The 22323-nt window shown below is 63.7% G+C and carries 23 protein-coding genes; 14 read left to right on the forward strand and 9 right to left on the reverse strand.

Going from position 1 to position 22323, the window contains the following annotated elements; translation table 11 throughout:
* Positions 1 to 51: 51 nt before the first annotated feature.
* Both AC0969_RS17175 and AC0969_RS17180 read left to right on the forward strand, forming a co-directional pair.
* The gene (locus tag AC0969_RS17175) at positions 52 to 1341 is read left to right on the forward strand and encodes a leucine-rich repeat-containing protein kinase family protein (RefSeq protein WP_479625375.1); all 1290 of its coding nucleotides are present in this window, start codon (positions 52 to 54) and stop codon (positions 1339 to 1341) included.
* Positions 1331 to 3013, forward strand: coding sequence for a cation:proton antiporter domain-containing protein (locus AC0969_RS17180; RefSeq protein WP_479625376.1), 1683 nt, complete (start codon positions 1331 to 1333; stop codon positions 3011 to 3013). The genes AC0969_RS17175 and AC0969_RS17180 overlap by 11 nt, the downstream gene beginning before the upstream one ends.
* 91 nt (positions 3014 to 3104) lie before the next feature.
* Here AC0969_RS17180 and AC0969_RS17185 read toward each other — a convergent pair whose 3' ends face one another.
* The 5 genes from AC0969_RS17185 to AC0969_RS17205 all read right to left on the reverse strand — a co-directional run bounded on the left by AC0969_RS17185 (position 3105) and on the right by AC0969_RS17205 (position 7621).
* Entirely contained in the window at positions 3105 to 3311 is a 207-nt protein-coding gene (locus AC0969_RS17185; protein ID WP_479625377.1) for a hypothetical protein, read from the reverse strand.
* A gap of 239 nt (positions 3312 to 3550) precedes the next feature.
* The gene (locus tag AC0969_RS17190; protein ID WP_479625378.1) at positions 3551 to 4195 is read right to left on the reverse strand and encodes an ABC transporter ATP-binding protein; all 645 of its coding nucleotides are present in this window, start codon (positions 4193 to 4195) and stop codon (positions 3551 to 3553) included.
* On the reverse strand, positions 4188 to 5759 hold the full coding sequence (locus AC0969_RS17195; RefSeq protein ID WP_479625379.1) for an ABC transporter permease: 1572 nt from the start codon (positions 5757 to 5759) through the stop codon (positions 4188 to 4190). The genes AC0969_RS17190 and AC0969_RS17195 overlap by 8 nt, the downstream gene beginning before the upstream one ends.
* Positions 5760 to 6782: a thiamine ABC transporter substrate-binding protein gene (locus AC0969_RS17200; RefSeq protein ID WP_479625380.1), complete on the reverse strand. Its 1023-nt coding sequence runs from the start codon at positions 6780 to 6782 to the stop codon at positions 5760 to 5762. It abuts the gene before it with no gap.
* Positions 6783 to 6967: 185 nt separating this feature from the next.
* Positions 6968 to 7621 carry a VTT domain-containing protein gene (locus tag AC0969_RS17205; RefSeq protein WP_479625381.1) on the reverse strand — a complete coding sequence of 218 codons (654 nt, stop codon included), beginning with the start codon at positions 7619 to 7621 and terminating at the stop codon, positions 6968 to 6970.
* Between the two features lie 64 nt (positions 7622 to 7685).
* Here AC0969_RS17205 and AC0969_RS17210 point away from each other — a divergent pair, with 64 nt between their 5' ends.
* The 11 genes from AC0969_RS17210 to AC0969_RS17260 all read left to right on the forward strand — a co-directional run bounded on the left by AC0969_RS17210 (position 7686) and on the right by AC0969_RS17260 (position 16845).
* Positions 7686 to 8087, forward strand: coding sequence for a hypothetical protein (locus tag AC0969_RS17210; protein ID WP_479625382.1), 402 nt, complete (start codon positions 7686 to 7688; stop codon positions 8085 to 8087).
* A gap of 23 nt (positions 8088 to 8110) precedes the next feature.
* The gene (locus tag AC0969_RS17215) at positions 8111 to 8920 is read left to right on the forward strand and encodes a cysteine hydrolase family protein (protein ID WP_479625383.1); all 810 of its coding nucleotides are present in this window, start codon (positions 8111 to 8113) and stop codon (positions 8918 to 8920) included.
* A 116-nt stretch (positions 8921 to 9036) separates the two neighbouring features.
* Positions 9037 to 9495, forward strand: a complete 459-nt coding sequence (locus tag AC0969_RS17220; protein WP_479625384.1) for a hypothetical protein — start codon at positions 9037 to 9039, stop codon at positions 9493 to 9495.
* A gap of 22 nt (positions 9496 to 9517) precedes the next feature.
* On the forward strand, positions 9518 to 10129 hold the full coding sequence (locus AC0969_RS17225) for a superoxide dismutase (RefSeq protein WP_479625385.1): 612 nt from the start codon (positions 9518 to 9520) through the stop codon (positions 10127 to 10129).
* Positions 10130 to 10168: 39 nt separating this feature from the next.
* A complete protein-coding gene (locus AC0969_RS17230) occupies positions 10169 to 11068 on the forward strand; it encodes a ZIP family metal transporter (protein ID WP_479625402.1) in 900 nt (299 codons plus the stop codon).
* Between the two features lie 155 nt (positions 11069 to 11223).
* Positions 11224 to 13098 carry a DNA mismatch repair endonuclease MutL gene (gene mutL, locus AC0969_RS17235; protein WP_479625386.1) on the forward strand — a complete coding sequence of 625 codons (1875 nt, stop codon included), beginning with the start codon at positions 11224 to 11226 and terminating at the stop codon, positions 13096 to 13098.
* 216 nt (positions 13099 to 13314) lie between these two features.
* Positions 13315 to 13851, forward strand: coding sequence for a PEP-CTERM sorting domain-containing protein (locus AC0969_RS17240; RefSeq protein ID WP_479625387.1), 537 nt, complete (start codon positions 13315 to 13317; stop codon positions 13849 to 13851).
* Between the two features lie 73 nt (positions 13852 to 13924).
* Positions 13925 to 14302 (forward strand): hypothetical protein, encoded by a 378-nt coding sequence (locus tag AC0969_RS17245; protein ID WP_479625388.1) that lies wholly within the window; start codon positions 13925 to 13927, stop codon positions 14300 to 14302.
* Positions 14302 to 15264, forward strand: coding sequence for a CapA family protein (locus AC0969_RS17250; RefSeq protein WP_479625389.1), 963 nt, complete (start codon positions 14302 to 14304; stop codon positions 15262 to 15264). The genes AC0969_RS17245 and AC0969_RS17250 overlap by 1 nt, the downstream gene beginning before the upstream one ends.
* On the forward strand, positions 15254 to 16201 hold the full coding sequence (miaA, locus tag AC0969_RS17255; RefSeq protein ID WP_479625390.1) for a tRNA (adenosine(37)-N6)-dimethylallyltransferase MiaA: 948 nt from the start codon (positions 15254 to 15256) through the stop codon (positions 16199 to 16201). The genes AC0969_RS17250 and miaA overlap by 11 nt, the downstream gene beginning before the upstream one ends.
* Positions 16198 to 16845 carry an ABC transporter ATP-binding protein gene (locus tag AC0969_RS17260; protein ID WP_479625391.1) on the forward strand — a complete coding sequence of 216 codons (648 nt, stop codon included), beginning with the start codon at positions 16198 to 16200 and terminating at the stop codon, positions 16843 to 16845. Before miaA ends, AC0969_RS17260 begins: the two co-directional genes overlap by 4 nt.
* A 197-nt stretch (positions 16846 to 17042) precedes the next feature.
* Here the strand turns inward: AC0969_RS17260 and AC0969_RS17265 are convergent, their stop codons facing one another.
* Genes AC0969_RS17265 through AC0969_RS17280 form a run of 4 tightly spaced genes read right to left on the reverse strand, consistent with a single transcriptional unit; the run spans position 17043 to position 21562 of the window.
* On the reverse strand, positions 17043 to 19529 hold the full coding sequence (locus AC0969_RS17265) for an ATP-binding protein (RefSeq protein WP_479625392.1): 2487 nt from the start codon (positions 19527 to 19529) through the stop codon (positions 17043 to 17045).
* A 47-nt stretch (positions 19530 to 19576) separates the two neighbouring features.
* Positions 19577 to 20389, reverse strand: a complete 813-nt coding sequence (locus tag AC0969_RS17270; protein WP_479625393.1) for an ABC transporter substrate-binding protein — start codon at positions 20387 to 20389, stop codon at positions 19577 to 19579.
* A 31-nt stretch (positions 20390 to 20420) separates the two neighbouring features.
* Positions 20421 to 21197: an HD-GYP domain-containing protein gene (locus tag AC0969_RS17275; protein WP_479625394.1), complete on the reverse strand. Its 777-nt coding sequence runs from the start codon at positions 21195 to 21197 to the stop codon at positions 20421 to 20423.
* Positions 21194 to 21562, reverse strand: a complete 369-nt coding sequence (locus tag AC0969_RS17280; protein ID WP_479625395.1) for a response regulator transcription factor — start codon at positions 21560 to 21562, stop codon at positions 21194 to 21196. The genes AC0969_RS17275 and AC0969_RS17280 overlap by 4 nt, the downstream gene beginning before the upstream one ends.
* 112 nt (positions 21563 to 21674) lie before the next feature.
* On the opposite strand from AC0969_RS17280, the gene AC0969_RS17285 reads away from it, so the two are divergent.
* Entirely contained in the window at positions 21675 to 22322 is a 648-nt protein-coding gene (locus AC0969_RS17285; protein ID WP_479625396.1) for a response regulator, read from the forward strand.
* The last annotated feature ends 1 nt before the right edge of the window (position 22323 follow it).

Raw genomic sequence — 22323 nt, forward strand, 5'->3', positions numbered from 1 at the left:
CTATTTTGCATATAAAAATTACCCACCGGTCCTGCCCCGACAATACCGGCCATGCACACCCTTTCCCAACTCCGCTCTGGCCAATTGCAGGGCCTCCAGCGGCTCGACCTGTCGGCTGGCCTGGCCACCTTCCCCCGCGAAATCTTTGACCTGGCCGACACGCTGGAGGTGCTGAATCTCTCTGGCAACGCCCTCACCCACCTGCCCGACGACCTGCCCCGGCTGCACCGGCTGCGGGTGATTTTTTGTTCGGGCAACCCATTCACCGAACTGCCCGCCGTGCTGGGCCAGTGCACGCAGCTGGAGATGGTGGGCTTCAAGTCGTGCCAGATCGTGGAGGTGCCCGCCGCCGCTCTGCCGCCCCGGCTACGCTGGTTGATATTGACCGACAACCACATCACCACCCTGCCCGCCGAGATCGGCCAGTGCGGCCAGTTACAAAAGCTGATGCTGGCGGGCAACCAGTTGCAGCAGCTGCCGCCCACGCTGGCGCAGTGCCAGCAACTGGAGCTGCTGCGCATCTCGGCCAACCCGATCGCCGATGCGCCCACCCTGCCCGACTGTCTGCTGCACCTGCCCCGGCTGGCCTGGCTGGCACGGGCTGGTACGCCGCACACCAGTGCAGCGGCAAACGCTATTTCCTGGAGCGAATTGCAAGTGCAGCAGCGCTTGGGCGAAGGCGCGTCCGGCGTGATCCACCAAGCCCAGTGGCGTGGTGAGGCCGTGGCCGTCAAGCTATTCAAGGGCGCGGTGACCAGCGACGGCTGGCCGCAGAGCGAGCTGGCCGCCTGCCTGGCGCTGCCAGCCCATCTGCACCTGGTGCACACCATCGCCCCGCTGACCGACCACCCACAGGGCACGGCCGGGCTGGTGATGCCCTGCATCCCGCCCCACTTCACCACCCTGGCCGGGCCGCCCAGCCTGGAGAGCTGCACCCGCGACGTGTACCCGGCAGGCACCGTGTTTTCCATTGAGAAAGTGCTGCGCATCGCCATTGGCGTGGCCAGCGCCACCGCCCACCTGCACGCCAGCGGCCTGCTGCATGGCGACCTGTATGCGCACAACCTGCAATGTGACCCCGAGGGCCATTGCCTGCTGGGTGACATGGGCGCTGCCTCGTTCCTGCCTGCCGACACTGCACAGTCAACGGCCTTGCAGCAGATCGAGGCCCGGGCCTTTGGCTGCCTGCTGGAAGAATTGCTGGCGCTCTGCCCGGAGAACTCCCCAGAACTCACCACCCTGCGGAACGATTGCCTGCAAACCGCAGTCGCATCACGGTCCTTGTTTGCGCAGATCGTGCAGCGCCTAAGCCTCTTGAAAGACCTTGCCCATGCTCCATAGCACGCCCCTCATCACCACCATCGCCAGCGCACTCGGCCTGGCGCTGGTGTTTGGTTTTCTGGCCGTGCGGGTCAAGCTGCCCGCGCTGGTGGGCTACCTGCTGGCCGGGGTGTTGATTGGCCCGTTCACCCCCGGGTTTGTGGCCGATGCCCAGATCGCCGCCGAGCTGGCCGAAATCGGCGTGATGCTGCTGATGTTTGGCGTAGGCCTGCATTTTTCGATGGACGACCTGGTGGCCGTGCGCAAGATCGCCCTGCCCGGTGCGGTGCTGCAAATCGCCGTGGCCACGGCTATGGGCGCGGGCTTGGCCCACTTTTGGGGTTGGCCGCTGGGCGAGGCCCTGGTGTTCGGCCTGGCCCTGTCGGTGGCCAGCACCGTGGTGCTGCTGCGGGCGCTGGAGGCACGCGGCGCGCTGGACTCCATGAACGGCAAGATCGCGGTGGGCTGGCTGGTGGTGGAAGACCTGGCGATGGTGCTAGTGCTGGTGCTGCTGCCGCCGCTGGCGGGTGCGCTGGGCGGCCAATCGCCCGGTGGCGATGCGGGCGGCAACCTGTGGCTTACGCTGGGCCTCACGCTGCTCAAGGTGTCGGCCTTCGTCTGGCTAATGCTGGTGGTGGGCCGCCGCGTGTTTCCCAAGCTGCTGTGGCTGGTGGCCCGCACCGGCTCGCGCGAGCTGTTCACCCTGTGCGTAATTGCCGCTGCCGTCAGCATCGCCGTTGGCGCGGCCACGCTGTTCGGCGTGTCGTTTGCGCTGGGCGCCTTTTTTGCCGGCATGGTGATGCGCGAGAGCGAGTTCAGCCACCGCGCCGCCGAAGATTCACTGCCGCTGCGCGAAGCCTTTGCGGTGCTGTTTTTTGTGTCGGTGGGCATGCTGTTCGACCCGATGGTGCTAATTGATCAGCCGCTGCAAGTGCTGGCGGTGCTGGCCATCATCATCGTCGGCAAGTCCATCGCCGCCGCCGCGCTGGTGCTGGTCTTCAAGTACCCGCTGAACACCGCGCTGAATGTATCGGCCAGCCTGGGGCAGATTGGCGAGTTCTCGTTCATTCTGGCCGGGCTGGGGGCCAGCCTGGGCCTGCTGCGGCCCGAGGGGCAGAGCCTGATTTTGGCCGGGGCGCTGCTGTCTATCGCGGTAAATCCGCTGGTCTTCAAGGCGGTGGATGCGCTGGAGCCCTGGCTGGAATCCAAGCTCAAGCTCAAACTGCGCAACGACCCGCTGGCCGAGCTGCCAGTGGCCACCGACGAAAAGTACCTGTCCAAACAGGTGGTGTTGGTCGGCTATGGCCGGGTGGGCAAACGTATCGCCAGCACCCTGGCCGCGCAAGGCATCCCGTTTGTGGTGGTAGACCACAACCGCGAACGGGTAGAGCAGTTGCGCGCCAGCGGCTTTAGCGCCGTATCGGGCGATGCCGCCGAGGCCGGGGTGCTCATCCAGGCCCACATCGCCCGCGCCAGCATGCTGGTGGTCGCCACACCCGATGCCTTTAACCTGCGCCAAATGGTGGCCAACGCCCGCCTGCTGAACCCACCCATCGAGACCGTGGTGCGCACCCACAACGCAGAAGCAGCCGCGCTGCTGGCGCAAGAACAGATCGGCCAGGTGTTTCTGGGCGAAGACGCACTGGCCCACGCCATGGGGCAGCATGTGCTAGAGCGGTTTGGCAAGGGCTGAAGCGTGCTAGCCTCTTGCAAAAAAGTATAAAAATCAGCCTCTGGCGCTGATTAAACCTACGGCAGAAGCTACAAATTCAGTAGCACTGCATTCAAACGATGGCTGTCAGCTCCGATGCCAGCACCAGGCTGGAACCCGCACGCGGCCATTCCACCAGCACACCTTCGTGGGTTTGGGCCACTACATAGCCATCGGTGCGCTCGATGCTGCCACGGCGCACCAGATTGACACGCTCGCCGGGCGCGAACTTGGTGGACGCAGCGGTAAACAGGGATTGGATGAAATAAAGAGCTTGCATGGTGTTCAAAGGGTTCAGGCTTTTGGCCTGTCGGCATGACTTGCCGTGGTTTACGGGTAAACCCTAGTATCGCACGGCATCGGTGCAGCCCGTCTTAAACCGGTGCACATTAGCCAAAATTACCAGACATAAGTCACGGTTTTGGTGCATTCTTCGCGGCAAGCGCCGGAATAAAAAACAAGCAAATAGGCCTCAAGCGCATATAGAAACTGCGCAAGCAGCTACCAATTAAATAGCAATCACCACAGCTGTTCCAAGCACCCCGCCACCAGCCGCAGGCCGCGTGTGGCCATCGCTTTGGCCTCTAACTCGTCGTGGGTGACCAGCACAGTGGCCATGCCGGCATCGAAGATGCGCTGGCGGAATTCGGCTTGCAGGTCCAGCCGCAGGGCGGCATCCAGGGCCGAAAAGGGCTCGTCCAGCAGCAGCGCACGCGGCGCGGTGATGAGGGCCCGCGCCAGGGCCACGCGCTGCTGCTCGCCGCCCGACAGCGTCCAAACCCGGTGGCGGGCGTGGCTGGCCAGACCGAAGCGCTCCAGCAAGGCCTCGGCACGTTGGCGGGCCAGCGGTTTGGCGACGCGCTGCTCGACCAGGCCAAAAGCCACGTTGTCGCGCACGTCCAGGTGCGGGAACAGCGCAAAGTCCTGGAACATCAGCGCAAAACCACGCCGCTCGGGCGGCTGGCGGCTAATGTCTTGGCCGTCGAACCAGACGCTGCCCGCCTCGGCGGCCTCCAGCCCGGCGGCAATTTTCAGCAAAGTGCTTTTGCCGCTGCCCGAGGGGCCGAGCAAGGCGACGATTTCGCCCTCGGCCACTTGCAGGCTGAGTTGGTCGGCCAGCAGGCGCGGGCCGTAGTGTTTGGTGATGGATCGCAGTTCAAGCATGGGGAGGTTCCGCCCGGCGTGGGCCTTCGATCAACGCAAACGCGGCCAAGGCCAAGGCCATCAGCACACAGGCCAGCACCAATGCCGCGTCGCCATTAGCCGCACCCGGGCGGCCCAGGCGCTGGTAGACCAGGGTAGTGAGCGTGGCCCATTCGGGGCGGGATAAAAACAGGGTGACGGCAAATTCGCCCAAGGCCGTGGCCGCCGCAAAGGCCATGCCCCGGCGTAGTGCGGGCGCCACCATCGGCAGCGTGACGCGCCAGAACACGCGCCAGGGCGTGGCCCCCAGGCTGCGGGCGGCTTGGGGCAGGTGTTCGGGCAGGCTGTCCAGCGCGGCAGCCAGCGATTTGGCGACGAACGGGTAGGCCAGCACGGCATAGGCGCACAGCAGCAGCGGCAGGCTGGCGGTCCACTGCGGGTACAGCAGCAGCAGGCCAAAAGCCACGGTGATGGGCGACACCACAAACGGTAAAAACGCGGCCGTGCGCAGGGCCACCGAGCTTTGCGCGGCCAACGCATGCAGCACGCCCAGCACGGTGGCCAGCAGCAGTGCGGTGGCGGAAAAGCGCAAGGTGTTCCACAGCGCGGCCAGCGTCTCATCGTCGGCCAGCAGCGCCCAAGTGTCCCAGCCCGCATGGGCGGCGCGCCACACAATTGCCAGCAACGGCGCGGCGCAAAAGAAGGCCAGCACGGCCAGCGCCGCCGCCACGCCCAGCCAGTGCACAGGACGACTCGGGCGCTGGCGGGCGATGGGCTGCACGCGGGTGGGCGTAGCCAGGCGCTTTTCGATCAAGGCATAGCCAAAAGCCACTGCGCCGGTCAGCAGCAGCATCCACAGCGCCAGCAGGCTGGCCGGGGCCAGTTGCAGCTCGTGGGCCACCAGGGTGTAGATCTCTACCTCCACCGTGGCGTAACGCTGGCCGCCCAGCACCAGCGCCAGGCCAAACCCGGCAAAGCAGTACAAAAAGACCAGGCACAGGCTGGACGCGAGCCAAGGCAGGATCGCAGGCCACTCGACCCGCCAGAACGCCCGCCACGGCGTGGCGCCCAGGGTGCGTGCAGCGGCCACGCGCGGTGCGCTGACGTGCTCCAGCGCGTCCACCCCGGCACGCACCACCACACACAGGTTGAAAAACAAATTGCCATACAGCAGCAGCCAAGGCGTGTCTTGCAAATCCCAACCCAGCCAGCCACTGAACACCCCACGCGGCCCCCACAGCGCCAGCACGCCCAGCGCGGCCACCAGCGTGGGCACCACAAACGGCAGCATCAACAGGCGCAATACCAGGCTACGCCCGGCAAATTCCCAGCGCGCCAGCACCCAGGCCACGGGCAGGCCCAGCAACAGCGCGGCGATACACGTCGCCCCGGCTTGCAGCACCGACCACAGCACCCGCCAGCGCAGATACGGATCGGTCCACAGCGCCCACGGGGAGGTCGGAGCTTGCGTGGCCAGCTCGCCCCACCAGCCCTCGCCCGCCAGCCGCAGCACCGGGGCCACCAGCAGCACGGCCAGAGCCAGCAGTGGTAGCAGGGCCAACGCGGCGGATCGCCAGCGGGGCATTTATTTCAGGACGGTTTGGGTCCAGCGGGCGACCCAAGCCGTGCCCTTGTCGGCAATCGTCTCGGCGGGCAGGCTGTCAAACGTGGTGGGTTCCACGGCGTGCTTCATCACGTCGGCCAAGGGCGTGTGGGCTTCGATGGGGTACATCCACATGCTGGTTTGCAGCGCCTCTTGCACCGCACCGGAGCGCATGAAGGCAATGAACTTACCCGCAGCATCGCGCTGACCGCCGCCCGCCACCAGGGCCACACCTTCGACCTGGCGGAACACGCCGCCTTTGAGGAACAGGTTGCCAGTGGGCGACGCGTTGATTTTTTCTTTGCTATAGAAAACCTCGGCCGCCGGGCTGCTGGCGTAGCTGACCACCAGCGGGCGGCTGCCGCCGTTGCGGCTGAACTCGGTGTAGTAGGCCTCGGTCCAGCCCTTGACCACCTTTACGCCGTTGCCGCGCATGCGGGCCCACCAGTCAAAGGCTTTTTCTTCGCCCATGCCGGCAATGGTGGCCAGCAAAAACGCGTAGCCGGGGCTGGAGGTGGCGGGGTTGGGGACGACCAGCAGGTTGCGGTAGGCGGGCTGGGCCAGGTCGTCCAGGGTTTTGGGCAGGGCCAAGCCGCTCTTGGCGAAGGCGGCTTTGTCAAAGTTGAGGTTGACAAAGCCGTAGTCCACCGGCACCACGTTCGTGCCCACCGGGGCGATGGCCGAGCCTTGGGTGTAGGCCACCGGCTCCAGCACCTTATTGGCCTGAGCCTTGGCAACGGACGCGTTGTCCAGGCCAAACACCACATCGGCCACGGGCTTGGCGCGGGTGAGGATGAGCTTGTTCAGCATCTCGCCCGCGTCGCCCGCCTTGATCAGGCTGAGCTTGACACCGGCTTCGGACTCAAACCGGGCCAGCAGCGGCTTGGGCAGATCGAACGAGCTGTGCACCAGCACGCGCAGCTCTTTGTCGGCAGCCAGAGCGGGCAAGGCAGCCAGAACCGCCAGCGCGGCGGTGGCGAATGCAAAAGTACGGCGTGGCAGCATGGGCGGCTTTCAAACAATGGGGCAGTAGAGGGGATAGAGGCCGAAATTGTAGGGGCCGACGTGGTCCGTAAAGTTCTCCCTGCCAACACTGGATAAAGGTGTGGATAACTTTGATAAGTATTTGTATATGCAACTTAAGTGCTTGATTTACAAAGACAAAGCTTACACTGCCTAAAATTTAAGCACTAGGCGCTAGATGCTTTGCCAGCCATGCGGCTTTTCACCGCGCCTAGCACAATCACGATGCCGGGAATCAAAATCATGGCCCAGATGATTTTGTCCAGGTTCTGCTTGACCCACGGGAAGTTGCCAAAGAAGTAGCCGATGGTGATGATGCCCACCACCCACAGCACGCCGCCCAGCACGTCAAAAAACGTGAACTTGGCCCGGCCCATCATGGCCACCCCGGCCACAAACGGCGCAAAGGTGCGCAAAAACGGCATAAAGCGGGCGGCCACCAGCGTCACGCCGCCATAGCGCTCGTAAAACGCATGCGCCTGGTAGAAGGCTTTTTTATTGAACAGCCGGGAGTCTTCCCACTGGAACACCTTGGGGCCCAGCGTGCGGCCAATGGCGTAGTTGCACTGGTTGCCCAGGATGGCCGCTGCCAGCAGCAAGCCCACGGCCAGTGGATAGGACATCAGCCCCACGCCGCACATCGCGCCCACCACAAACAGCAGCGAATCGCCGGGCAGAAACGGCATCACCACCACGCCGGTCTCCACAAAGATGATCAAAAACAGCAGGGCATACACCCACATGCCGTAGTTGGCTACAAAGGCCTCCAGGTATTTATCTACGTGGAGAATGAAGTCGAGAAGTTGCATAAGAATGTCCATGGGCGCAATTATCGGGGTCGGCTGCTGTCATCATGTGACATTGCGCCACACACCACACAGATCCATGAGCCTCATTTGCCCCGCCTGTAAAACCGAAAACGCCAACGCTGCAACCGTTTGCAGCCACTGTGCTGCGGCCTTGTCGGCCCCCCAGCGTATGTCCTTGCTGGAACAAGCGATGGCCAGACCCGCCGCCCAGCCTGCACCACCCCCGCCACTGCAGCCAGTGGCCCCACCCGCTCCGGCCACCCCGGAACCCGCCCCCCCTCCGGCACCGGCACCAACACCCACAAAGTCTGCGTATGTGATGCCACCCCTTCCCGCCCAGCCGCCCGCCCGCCGCCGCAGCCGTGCGCCCTGGGTATTGGCCGCCGTGCTGCTGCTGGCCCTGTTGGCCGCGATGGCCATGACGGTCTATGAGCAAGTGCAAAACATCCGCCCCAGCTCCGCCACCCGCAGCTCTTGACACACAACCCACCCAGGCCCGCCATGACGCACCACACCCATCTGCTCATCATCGACCCGCAAAACGACTTTTGCGATGTGCCCGATGGTGCCCCCGCCCTGCCGGTGGCCGGTGCCCACGCCGATATGCAGCGCCTGGCGGCCTTCATCCGCGCCCATGCAACAAAGCTGACCGACATCACCCTGACCCTGGATTCGCACCACCGGCTGGACATTGCCCACCCCACCTTTTGGCAGCAGGCCGATGGCAGCGCGGTGCCGCCGTTTACCAGCATCACCGCCGCCGCCGTGCATGCGGGCCAGTACCTGCCACGCCAGCCCACGGCGCTGGGCCGCACGCTGGCCTATCTGGACGCCCTGGAGGCACGGGGCCGCTACACGCTGATGGTCTGGCCGGTGCACTGCGAAATCGGCACCTGGGGCCACAACATCCACGCCGACATCCACGCCGCCACCAACGCCTGGGAGGATTTGCACGGCGCCATCGCCACCAAGCTCACCAAAGGCAGCAACCCCTGGACCGAGCACTACAGCGCCGTCATGGCCGAAGTACCCGACCCGCATGACGAGGCCACCGGCCTGAACCACGCGCTGATGGCCGCCATGGACCAGGCCGACGTGCTGCTGATCGCCGGCGAAGCCAGCAGCCACTGCGTGCGCGCCACCACCGAGGACATCGTGGCGCATCTGGCCCGCCACAAACCCCAGCGCATCGTGCTGCTGACCAACTGCATGGGACCGGTGGCGGGTTTCCAGGCCCAGCACGACGCGTTCTTTAGCAGCATGCAAGCGCAAGGCTTGGAACTAGCCACCAGCACCCGCATTCAGCTATAGATATAGATATATTAAATACGAACGGTTATCATTTGATGGCCTGAATACGCAGAACTCCATTCACCGCAAAGGGCCCGGTGTCGCATCCAGCGGCCCCTGCACTATGGATGTTTTGCATGACCCCTTCTTTTGCGCCAAGCCGCACACCGCGCGCGCCGCACACCACCAGCCTTGCCCAATGGGAGCGCGTGGCCCAGCGCGGCATCCATGCCATCCAGACCGGGCAGCCCGAACTGGCGCTGTTCAGCTTTCAGCAGGCCCTGGCCATCGCCCAAGACCTGCTTCTGGACGACTGCCACGCGAACCCCAAACATAGCGACGACTGCCTAGCCGCACTGGTGGTCACCCAGCACAACCTGGCCGACCTGTACATCCAGGTCCACCTGCCCGCGCAAGCCGTACTGCACCTGTGCCAAGCCCACCGCACGGCACTGGAATGGGCCCACCACACCGCCTGGCGGCACAGCCGCGAAACCCACGCCGCCCTGCTGCTGTACCAGCGCACCTGGGGGCCACACCCCGCCATCACCGCGCTGCTCACGGCCAGCAGCCATCCCGTCGGCCGCTGGCACTGATTTTTTAACCCGGAGACTTCCCATGCCCCACACCCTGCCCGCCCTGCCCTACGCCTATGGCGCACTGGAGCCGCATATCGACACCCAGACCATGCAGATCCACCACACCAAGCACCACCAGGCCTACATCACCTACCTGAACGCCGCCATCGACGGCACGCCCTATGCCGACCTGCCGGTGGAAGCGCTGGTAGCCCGCATCGACATCCTGCCCGAAGCCCTGCGCCCGGTGGTACGCAACCACGGCGGCGGCCACGCCAACCACAGCCTGTTCTGGCGCGTGATGTCGCCCAGCGGCGGCGGCCAGCCCACGGGCGCGCTGGCCGAGGCCATCACCGCCGACCTGGGCGGATTTGAGGCCTTCAAAGAAGCCTTCACCAAGGCCGCCCTGACCCGCTTCGGCAGCGGCTGGGCCTGGCTCAGTGTGACCCCGCAAGGCACGCTGGTGGTAGAGAGCAGCGGCAACCAAGACAGCCCGCTGATGCACGGCAACACCCCCATCCTGGGGCTGGACGTGTGGGAACACGCCTACTACCTGCTCTACCAAAACCGCCGCCCCGACTACATCGCCGCCTTCTACAACGTGGTGGACTGGGCCGAAGTGGCCCAACGCTTCCAGGCCGCGCGCGCTTGATACCCGCCGTGGAGCCCTGCCATGAACACCCCCGAAACCATGTGGCGCAGCAACGGTAAAGACCCGCTGTTCTTGCTACGGCTGCTGCGCAAACTGCTCGGCATCGGCATTGCGCTGCTGGGTGCGGGCGTGCTGGCCAGCCACTTCTGGCACTACTGCCTGGCCCACCCGCTGGTGCTGAACGCGCTGATCGGCGGCTCCATCGCGGCGCTGGCCACCGCTTTGGGCACGCTGCCGGTGCTGTTTTCACAGCATTTGTCCGACCGCGCCCAAGACACTCTGTTTGGCTTTGGTGCCGGGGTGATGCTGGCGGCCTGCGCGTTCTCGCTCATCATCCCCGGCTTGGCCGCAGCCCGCGCCGCCGGTGCCGGGAGCTGGGCGGCAGGCAGCACCATCGGCGGGGCCATCCTGCTGGGCGGGGCCATGCTGCTGGCCATGGAAAAGCTGCTGCCCCACGAGCACTTCATCAAAGGCGTGGAAGGCCGCCCCTCGCACGTGCTGCGCCGCACCTGGCTGTTTGTGTTTGCCATCACCCTGCACAACCTGCCCGAGGGCCTGGCGATTGGCGTGGGCTTTGCGGCCACCGACCCGCTGCGCGCCACCGCGCTGGCCACCGGCATCGCCATCCAGGACGTGCCCGAGGGCCTGGTGGTCGCCGTGGCACTGCTGGCCGCCGGGTACACACGCGGCTTTGCGGTGCTGCTGGGCATGCTGTCGGGTCTGGTGGAGCCGCTGGGCGCGGTACTGGGCGCGGTTGCCATCAGCCAGTCGGCCAGCCTGCTGCCCTGGGGCCTGGGCTTTGCCGCCGGGGCCATGCTGTTCGTCATCAGCCACGAAATCATCCCCGAGTCGCACCGCAAAGGCCATGAAGCCTGGGCCACCGGCGGGTTGATGCTGGGCTTTGTGCTGATGATGGTGCTGGACACCGCCTTGGCGTAAATGCACCCTGCCTTCCTCCCTCCCCGCCGGGGGAGGGCCGGGGTGGGGGCCTGCCTTATTTATATGTTTTAGGCCTCTAGCGCATATACCACCTTCGCAAGTAGCTATTTAATTCATAGCAAACCACCTACCGCCACGCAACCTAAAATCACCGGGTGAACGCCCCCATCCCTACCCCTCCCCGCCCTGAGCCCCCTCCTCGCCGCGCCATCCGCGAGCTGCCCGATGAACTCATCAGCCAAATCGCCGCTGGCGAAGTGGTCGAGCGCCCCGCCTCGGTGGTGCGCGAGCTGGTCGATAACGCGCTGGATGCCGGGGCCACGCAGGTCACCCTGCGCCTGCTGGCCGGGGGCGTGCGGCTGATTGCGGTGGAAGACGACGGCGGCGGCATCCCGATGGAAGAGCTGCCCATCGCCCTCAAACGCCACGCCACCAGCAAAATCCGCGACCTGCGCGAGCTGGAATCGGTGGGCACGATGGGCTTTCGGGGTGAGGCGCTGGCTGCTATCAACTCCATAGCTGACATGGCAATATCTTCTAGGGCTAGCGGCCAAGCCAGCGCCTTTTTGCTGGATGGCCGCAGCGGCGAACTCAAGCCCGTGGCCCGCAGCACCGGCACCACGGTGGAGGTGAAAGAGCTGTTCTTCAGCACCCCGGCGCGGCGCAAATTTCTCAAGACCGATGCCACCGAACTGGCCCACTGCATCGAGGCCGTGCGACGCCACGCCCTGGCCCGGCCCGACGTGGGCTTTGCCATCTGGCACGAGGGCAAGCTGGTCGAACAATGGCGTGCCTGCCCTGCCCCCAACAACATCGACGCCATCAGCGAACGCCTGCGCGACGTGCTGGGCGACGACTTCAAAGACAAATCGGTGGCGGTGGACTACCTGAGCAGCATGCGCGATGACGGTGGCCAAGCGGTGCGCGTGTGGGGCCGGGTGGGCATACCCGACGCCGCCCGCGCCCGGCCCGACCAGCAATTTGCCTACGTGAACGGCCGCTTTGTGCGCGACAAGGTCATCACCCACGCCGCCCGCAGCGCCTACGAAGACGTGCTGCACGGCCAGCGCCAGCCGATCTACGCGCTGTATGTAGAAATCGACCCGACGCGGGTGGACGTAAACGTGCACCCCACCAAGATCGAAGTGCGCTTTCGCGACAGCCGCGAAGTGCACCAGGCCGTGCGCCGCGCGGTGGACGCCGCCCTGGCGGCTCCGCGTGCGGCAGCGGCACTGGCAGCCCCGGCATCGACTGCACCTGCGTCCGAAATATTTAAAGAAAATAGGCCGCTAGCGCATATGCTACCTGCGCAAGCAGCTATGCAATTTATAGCGCCCATCAGCACACACCGCGTGTCGGACATGGAGGCGCTGTGGCCGATCCAGCCCGCAGCCGCCGTGCGCCCAGCAGAACCCGCGCCCGCGCAGCCCTTGCCCGCCACCGAAGTCTGGCCCCTGGGCCGCGCCATCGCCCAGCTGCAAGGCATCTACATCCTGGCCGAAAACGCGCAGGGCCTGGTGATTGTGGACATGCACGCCGCCCACGAACGCATCGTCTACGAGCGGCTAAAAACCCAAATGGTGGATACCCGCATCACCAGCCAGCCACTGCTGATCCCGGTGACCTTTGCCGCCACGCCGCAAGAGGTGGCCACCGCCGAAGCCCACTTCGACACCCTGGCCACGCTGGGCCTGGAGATCACCCCGTTCTCGCCCAAAACCCTGGCCGTGCGGGCCGTGCCGACCACCCTGGTACAAGGCAACGCCACCGAGCTGGCCCGCAGCGTGCTGGCCGAACTGGCCCAGCACGAAGCCAGCACCGTGATCCAGCGCGCCCAGAACGAACTGCTGGGCACGATGGCCTGCCACGGCGCGGTGCGGGCGAACCGCCGTTTGACGATGGAGGAAATGAACGCCCTGCTGCGCCAGATGGAAACCACCGACCGCTCCGACCAGTGCAACCACGGGCGGCCCACCTGGCGGCAGATCAGCATCAAGGAGCTGGACGCCTTGTTCATGCGCGGGCGTTAAAAAGCCCTTGCGGCAACGCCCCCTGCAACTGTAAATACCCGGATGCAGGCGGGCAATTTATGTCGGATTTTTTTACATTCAATTTGTAAGAAGTCTGTAACACATTGATTTAAAAAGAGTCCGCCCCTTGGCACGCTTTCTGCTTTTTACAAATTGTTGCAATAATTATTGCAGCAAGTTCACTACCAAAGTGACTTCCATCCATCGCAGGAAAAAATGATCAAGTCCATCCGTTCCATCGCCATGACCCTGGCACTCGTGTCTGGCTTTTGCGCACAAGCCACGCCCGTCACCTACAACTTCTCGGAAACGGTTACAGGCACCGGCGGCGTTATCACGGGCACGTTTACCGGCGAAGCCAATGGCAACCTCATCACCAACCTGAGCAATGTGTCCGTCAGCTACAACGGCACCGCGTTTCTCGGCACGCTGTTTACGGCGGCATTTAGCAACAACAACATCGGCTGGTATGACGGTGCCGTAGCTTCATTTGACGGCACAGAAAATAACTTTCTGTTCATCAACTCCGACATCTTGAATGGTGACTACAGCTATACCGACTACATCTATTCCATCGCAGGCCACCTCAGCGTCGTAGCTTCTGAAAATCAAGGCATTAGCACTCAATTTATCGCCAGCGACTGGTCGGTCACCGCCGCCAACGCCGTACCCGAGCCAGAAAGCCTGGCCTTGGTGGGCTTAGGCTTGGTGGGCATGTGGGTGGTACGCCGCAAAAATCGCATCCAGGCATAAAGCCCCACACCCTAAAAACAACCGCCTTCGGGCGGTTTTTTTATTTCCAAAAACATTGATAGACAATCTGTCCATGAAACGATTGCTACTCTTGGCCGCACTCACCGGCAACCTCGCCCAGGCCGACACCGTGGCCTGCCATGTCAGCTACGGCGGGGAAACCGAGGTCATTAGCGCCCAGCCCACCGCCACGCCTTACACCGTAGCGCCGGTGTCCATCGGCTCGTACTTTATGTTCCGCCTGGTGGTTGAGCGCAACCACGCCATCAAGCTCTACACCTACGCCGACCGCGAGCCGCCGCAAGGCGCGGTGCTGCTGCACCAGGCCGACTACCTGTATCCACCCACTCCATCCTCTGGAAATGGCCGCTACGGCTTCACCGGGCTGCAACGCGTGTATGAGCCCATCCGCGACGGCGAACTCTATTACTGGTGTGGCTGGACAAAATGATGAAAAACACCCTGCTGACCGCGCTGCTGTGCCTACCTTTGCTGGCCCACAGCGCCCCCCCGTCCATAGAAATTATCTTTGGCGGCGACGTGATGCTGGACGACGGCCCGGGCCGCCTGATCGCGGCGGGCGGCGACCCGTTGGCCCCGATTGCAGAAATTTTAAAAAGTGCCGACGTGGCCATTGGCAACCTGGAAACCTCCATCGCCCGCCCCACCTCCGGCACGCCGCTGGACAACAAGATCTACACCTTCCGCGCTGCGCCCAACACCGTCAACGTATTGAAAGGCCGCTTCCACGCGATGTCGGTGGCCAACAACCACAGCGGCGACTTTGGCCGCGAGGCCTTCATGGAAACGCTAGGCCACCTGCGCACGGCGGGCATTGCGGCCTTTGGCGGCGGTGCCAACCTCACCGAGGCGCACAAGCCGTACTGGATTGAAAAAAACGGCATCCGCATCGCCGTGCTGGGCTACGACGAATTCAAGCCCCGCTCCTTCGAGGCCGGGGCCACCTGGCCCGGCGTGGCCTGGAGCGAAGACAGCCACGTGGTGGCCGATATCCGCGCCGCCCGCGCCGCCGGAGCCGATGTGGTGATTCCGTTCATGCACTGGGGTTGGGAGAACGAGCCAGGGCCCAACCAGCGGCAACGCGACCTGGCCAAACTGATGGTGCAAGCCGGGGCCGATGCCGTGGTGGGCGGCCACCCACACGTTACCCAGGGGGCCGACCTGGTGCTAGGCAAGCCGGTCATCTGGAGCCTGGGCAACCTGGTGTTTGACGGTTTTGAGTCACCTCCGGCCAAGCTGGGCTGGCTGCTGCGCATGACGGTGGACAAACGCGGCATCCGCAGCTGGAGCACAGTGGCGGTGCGCATGGACGCCGATGGCACCCCCACGCCCGACCCCGCCACCCGCACGCCCTGCGGCGCACGCGGCAAGGCACTGCGCCATGCCTGCTGAACGCCTGCCCCGCTGCATCGCCCTGGCGGGCCCCACGGCATCTGGCAAAACCGCAGCTGCCCTGGCCATTGCACAACGCTGGCCGGTGGAAATCATCAGCGTCGATTCGGCCCTGGTCTACCGGGGCATGGACATCGGCACCGCCAAACCCAGCGCCGCCGAGCTGGACCAGGCGCCGCACCACCTGATCAACATCCGCGACCCGTTGCAAGCCTACAGCGCCGCCGAATTTGTGGCGGATGCCGAGCGCCTGCTGCATGAGATCACCGCCCGGGGCCACCTGCCGCTGCTGGTGGGCGGCACCATGCTGTACTTCAAGGCGCTGTTTGACGGCATCGACCCCATGCCGGGTGCCGACACGGCCCTGCGCGCCGCCATCGAGGCCGAGGCCGCTGTGGCTGGTTGGCCCGCCATGCATGCCCAGCTGGCCCTGGTAGACCCGCCCACCGCCGCCCGCCTGCAACCGATGGACACCCAGCGCATCCAGCGTGCGCTAGAGGTGTACCGCGCCTCCGGCCAGCCCTTGTCCAGCTTCCATGCTACAAAAGACATAGCTGCTAGCGCACACAGAATAAGCGCTACCACCCTTATTTCCTTAGAACCCTTTGAGCGCGCTTGGCTGCACGCGCGCATCGCCCTGCGCTTTGACCAGATGCTGGCCGGGGGTTTTATGGACGAAATGCTGGCCCTGCGCGCCCGTGGCGACCTGTACCCCGACCTGCCCAGCATGCGCTGCGTAGGCTACCGCCAAGCCTGGGAGGCATTGGACGGCACGCTGCCCATGCTGGAGCTGCGCGACCGGGGCATCTTCGCCACACGCCAGCTGGCCAAGCGCCAGGTGACCTGGCTGCGCAGCATGCCGCAGCGCCATATCGTGGCCTGTGATTCGCCGGATGCGCTGCAACAGGTGCTGGCGCGGGTAGAGGCATCCCTATGAGCCTGCGCATTGAGAACCTAAGCAAACGCTACGGCGACAGCAGCGTGTTTTCCAACGTCTCGCTGCACGTGCAGCCCGGTGAATTCGTCGCCATCATCGGTGAATCCGGCGTGGGCAAATCCACCCTGCTCAACTGCATGGCCGGGCTGGACAGCTGGGACAGCGGCACGGTCCACATCGGCGGCGTAGATTTAGGCAGCCTCAGCGACGACCAGCGCGCCCTGCTGCGGCGCAAACACGTGGGCTTTGTGTTCCAGGCCTTCCACGTTTTGCCGCACCTGGACGTGGCGCAAAACGTGGCCCTGCCGCTGATGCTGCTGGGGCAGCCCGACGATGCGCGGGTACAAAGCCTGTTGGCCGACGTGGGCTTGGCGGGTTTGGGCCAACGCCTGCCCCAGCAGCTCAGCGGTGGCCAGCTCCAGCGCGTGGCCATCGCCCGCGCCCTGGTGCACCGCCCAGCCCTGCTGCTGGCGGATGAGCCCACCGGCAACCTCGACCCCACCACAGCAGCCAAGGTGATGGATGCCCTGCTGGCCCAAACCCGGGCCCAAGGCGCGGCCCTGGTGCTGGTCACGCATTCGCAAGCCGCAGCCGCCCGGGCGGACCGGGTGGTACAGCTGCGGGTGGATGGAATATTTACATAAAACAGGCCGCTAGCGCATATAGAAACTGCGCATGCAGCTATACATACAATAGCAAAAAAACTTACCATCTCACCATCAGCCAGAACGCACACCGTCCAGAAACACCGCAGAACTGGCTTTGCCAGGCTGCTGGTGTTGCCCCCTGCAAGGGGGGTGGCGAAAAGCGCTTGCGCTGTAGCCTGGGGGTGCGCTAGTAGTCAGTAGGTGGTTTCGGCGTTCAGGCTCTGCCGCGCAGGCAGGTAAATGCGGAAGATGGCACCGCCCTCGGTGGCGTTGTCGGCCCGGATGCTGCCGCCGTGGGCATCGATGATCTTCTTGCAGATGGCCAGGCCCAGGCCGGTGCCGCCCGAACCATCTTTGCGAATGCTGGACTGCACGAAGGCTTCGAAGATTTTTTCCAGCTCGGCCACCGGTATGCCCGTGCCCTGGTCGCGCACACTGATGCAGATGCGCCGGTCTTCGGTGATGTGGCCTTGCACCCGGAGTTCGCCGCCCATCGGCGACACCTTGATGGCATTGGCCGCGATATTGCGCACCACCTGCTGGAAGCGCACCGGGTCCACCTTGGCGATCAGCGGCTGCTTACCCAGTTGGTAGACCAGCTGGATGTGCTTGGCATCCAGCAGCGGGCTCAGTTCGTGCAGCACGCCCTGCACCAGCCCGCGCAGGTCGGCCCGCTCCAGGGTGATGGCACCGACCGAGCTTTCGATCTTGGCCACGTCCAGCAAATCGTTTACCAGCGCCAGCATGCGCCCGCCCGAGGCATTGATGTCGGTGAACATGGCATGCAGCTTGGGGTGCTCGCTGCCGCGCAGCATGCCCAGCTCGGAAAACCCCAGAATGGATTGCAGCGGCGTGCGCAGCTCGTGGCTGATGTTGGCAATGAACTCGGACTTGGCCCGCGACGATTCCTCGGCGGCGGTACGGGCATCGTCCTTGGCGCGCTCGGCTGCGCGGAATTCGCTCACGTCCATCATGCTGCTGAGCAGGCTGGCGCCCAATTCCCCCCCCGACAGCAGCACCTTGGTCACCATTACATCGCGGCGCGAACCATCGCAGTGTGTGAGCTTGAGCTCGTAGCGCAGCGTGCCGCCGGTGCGCCACAGCTGGGCATCGTTTTTGCCGTGCTGCTCGGCATCGGCCTCATCCATGCAGGCCACGGCACGCCGACCAATCACCTGGTCGCGCTGCAATCCCATGAAGCTCTCCCAGGCGCGGTTGACGCTGGTGTATTGCCCCCGTGCGTTGATGGTGGCCACCGGCATGGGGCTGATTTCCAGCAGTGAGGCCGCAAACGCCAGTTGGTGCTGCAAGGCCTGCTTGGCGATGTGGCGGTCCGTCACGTCCACCGCACTGCACGCAAAGCCAACAATCTGGCCATGGGCTTGCAGCGGCACCACCGTGATGTCAAAGCGGTGCAATACGCCATCTACCGCGCGCAAATGCGCGGTAGATGTCCGCACCCCGGCACCCTTCTGGTGCGTAAACAACAGGGTTACGGCTGCATGGTCGTTGGGTTCTACAAATTGCGCCAGCGTATGGCCAATGGCCTGGTCCACGCTTTGCCCACGCAGCACTTCCCAGAGTTCGTTGACAAAAGTCATCGTGCCGTGGGCATCGGTGCGAAAAATCAGCTCTTGCACGCTTTTAAGTAACACGCGCAGCTCGCGCTCTCGGCGCTCCAGGTCGGTTCGGGCCGCGGTAAGCGTTGCATTTGCGGCTTCCCGCGCCAGCAAGCTGCGCCGTACCGAATAGGTGACAAACACAATAAACACCACCAGGCATGCCGCAGCTGCTGCAAACCAGCAGATCGACAGAAACCAGCTGCGCACACTATTGGCATAGGGCTGCTCTACCAAAACCACCAGCGGCCGGGATTTGGCCAACCGGAACGCCACCACCTGGCTGGCTGGCGCAACGCCAGCACCTACATAGCTGGCATGTTCAATCTGGGGTAAATAAAAGCTAAACGCCAGATGCTGTGCCAGATCGCTGCCAGGCGGCAGAGCCCCTGGGCCGCTGCTGGCCAGCACGCCCCCCTGGTAGCCCAGCAGATAGGCGGCATTTTTATCGTCATTCAGGGTGAGTAGCTGAAAGTTGGCAAAGAAGTCAGGGTTGATCAAGGCCACCAGAGTGAGGCTTTGCCCTGCTGTGGAGTTGAATGCCCGAATAAATGGAATGGAGCCCACGCTTGCTTTCGGGGACGTGGATGTGGGTTTGCCTGTTAGCGAAACCAAATTCCGCCCCAACATAAAACCACCCAGCATCTCTTGACCAGGGGCTGGCAGTTGGCCCATTCGCCCAAGGGTAATACGCACACCAACCCCGTTGGCCGACGAACTGGAGAGCACCAGGCCCGAGGCATCCAGCAAGCTGATTTCCCGCACAAATGGCAGGGCCTGTAGTGCCTGCGAGAGCATGGCATCCGAGCGAACGTAGCCGCCCAACACATTCCCCCGGGCCAGGTCGGTAGACAGGTATTTCAAGGCAACCGACAAACTTTCAACCGAGCGGGTGGCGTGGTCGGCCAGCACCCGGGCCTGTAGCTCGCCACGCTGGCGGTCATCCGCCAGGCGGGCTTGGTATTCTTGCCAGCCCAGCAGGCACAAGGCGCCCAGGGTTGCTAACGTCAACAGAATGCCGACGGCCAAGGTCAGCCTGCTGGTAATTGGTTTTTTCAGCACGGTGGGTAAAGAAGAGTTAGGCACGGTTCAGGGCGTCCACATACAGGTTAATCGCGGCGCACGATGGCCGACAAACCATGCTGCTTGGCCGCTGCGTCCAGCCGCCCATCGCGCTGGATGTGCTCCACAAAGGCATCCACCTTGCCCCACCATGCGTCATCGCCTTGTTTGACTGCATAACCATAGGGCAGCATGCTGAATGGCTTCGGGGGCGACACCAGGCGGGCCCAGTCGGCGTTGTCCAGCAGGCGGCGGCTGTAGGGGTAGTCGGTCATGAAGACGTCAATTCGGCCCGCCTCCAGCTCGCGCTCGCGGGTGGTGGGCGGCCCTACCACCACCAGCTGCGCCTGCTTGAGCTGGGCCCGCATGATGGGCTCCATGAAGGTGCCCGCCTGCACCCCCACCAGGACCCCCGGCTGGTCAATATCGGCCCACTGCCGCACTACCCGGTTGCTCTTGGTGGTCATGCCGTAAATATCACTTTGCAGATAGGGGCGCGAAAACCGCAGCTGCTGCATGCGCTGGGCCAGCATGCCCACGGCGAACATCGCCACATCACAGCGCTCGGCGTTCAGGTCGTCCACCAGGGTCACAAAAGACGAATCGACGTACTGCAACTTCAGCTTCAAATCGCGGGCCAGCTCGGCCGACAGGCTAATGTCGATGCCTTCGAGCTGCTGGGTATTGGGGTTGCGGTGGCTGACACCGTAGTAGTCGGGCCAGATACAGACCCGCAGCGTGCCACTAGACTGCACCCGGTCTGCAATTTTGCCGGCCCAGGCAAAGCCCACAAGCCCGCTGCATGCCAATGCGGCCAAGATCGGACGAGCGGCTTTGGCGATGGTGTTAATTATTTGCATCCCAAAATTTCTTTTTATCGGGTTGATGGGTTCAATCGGTTTCAGCCAGGTCGTTGAAGGTGGGACGGGTCAGGTTGACATGGTCGCGCACAGCAAACAGCTTGTCCGCGTTGGCCAAAACCACGTCCACCAGATACGGATCAAACGCAAGCCCCTTTTGTGCGGCCAACATCTGCAAAGCGGTGGCGTCGTCAAATGCCGGGCGGTAGCAGCGGTCCATCGTCAACGCATCTAAAAAATCCACCACCGCCACAATCCGGCCCGACAAGGGAATGCCATCCCCGCCCAGCGCATGGGGGTAGCCCGTACCGTCCCAGCGCTCATGGTGCGACAAGGCCACCTCCGCCGCCGTGCGAAACAACGGAATGCGCGAACGCCCCAACAACTCGGCCCCCATGACGGGGTGCTTGTTCATCACGATGCGCTCCTCGGGAGACAGCCCACCCGGCTTCTTGAGCACCTCGTCGGGAATGCCGATCTTGCCGATGTCGTGCATGGGCGCGGCCTTGCGCAGCATGCGTGCCGCCGCCTTGTTTTGCCCACTCAACAAAGCCAACGCCTCTGCCAGGAACCCGATGCGGATGATGTGCACGCCGGTGTCATCGTCCTTGAGCTCGGCCGCCATGGCGAGGCGGAACAAGGCATCGTGGTGGGCCCGGGCCACCTCCTCCAGTGCCTCGTTACGCTCCCGGTACATGCGGCCAAAGTCTTCCACCAGACGCTCCATCTGCTGGCTCGCAGCGTCTGAAAAACTATTGCTGTTCTCAGACATCAGCGGCTGGCCGTCATCTATCAGAACCGGGTTCATAGCACCTCCAACCATTGGTGTTCGATGGTTTCCATCAACTGCAAAGGACTAAAGGGCTTGACCAAATACGCATCAGAACCGGCAAGCAAACCCGCCTCAAAGTCTTCGCTGCGGCCCCGCGCGGTTAGCAAAAGAATGCGGGGTGGGTTGGGCTGTGCCTTTAAAAAACGGCACACCTCCAAGCCATTGATGCCCCCCGGCATCATCACATCTAGCAAGACCAAGTCCGGCTGCATCTCTTGCGCCATGCGTATGCCTTGCTCACCGTCCACGGCTTCAAATATGGCGTAATTTTCAAACTCCAGCGTCATGCGGATGAGGCGGCGGATATCGGCATGGTCTTCCACAATCAGAATTTTTTTCATGGTGGCCTTGGATAAAAATGATAAATAATTTAATATATTAATCATACACCCGTACTTAAATGAAAAAAATGATTTATTTAACGAAATTTGATGTATTCGCTAAAATACAGCCATGACACCTGACATCCCTCTCCAAGCGCTCACTGCCGAAGACCACTGCACGACTATCGAGGCCGCCCACATACTTGGGCTGGCGGTGCGCTCAGTGCAACTCATGGTGGACCGGGGTGAACTGCAAGCCTGGAAAACCCCCGGTGGCCACCGCCGCATCGCACGCCAATCGGTAGAACGCTGGCGCAGCGGCGACCGCCAGGCACCCGCCCCCAGCGCGCCAACCGGCACCACCCAAGGAGAGTCGCCCCACATTCGCGCCTCCGGCCCGGTCAAGCTGCTGCTGATAGAAGACTCCATGCACTTCCAAAACCTGGTCTCGCTGCTGGTGCGGCGGCAGTTTCCGGCAGTCGAGCTGCTGACCGCCAACGACGGCATCGCCGGGCTCATCATGGCCGGACAGTACCAGCCCGATGTGCTGATGGTTGACCTGCTGCTGCCGGGCATTGACGGCGCCACCCTGCTGGCGGGCCTGCGCGCGCACCCGCTGTTCGGCAGGCTCCAGGTCATGGTGATCACCTCGCTCACCCCCGAAGAACTGACCCCCTACGCATTTGCCCTCGACGGCGTACCGGTGGTACATAAACCCAGCCTGGTCGCCGACCTGCCCCCGCTGCTGGCGCAATGCATGCAGCGCCTGAGCGCATAGC

The sequence above is a fragment of the Rhodoferax sp. LB1P47 genome, from assembly GCF_056521445.1.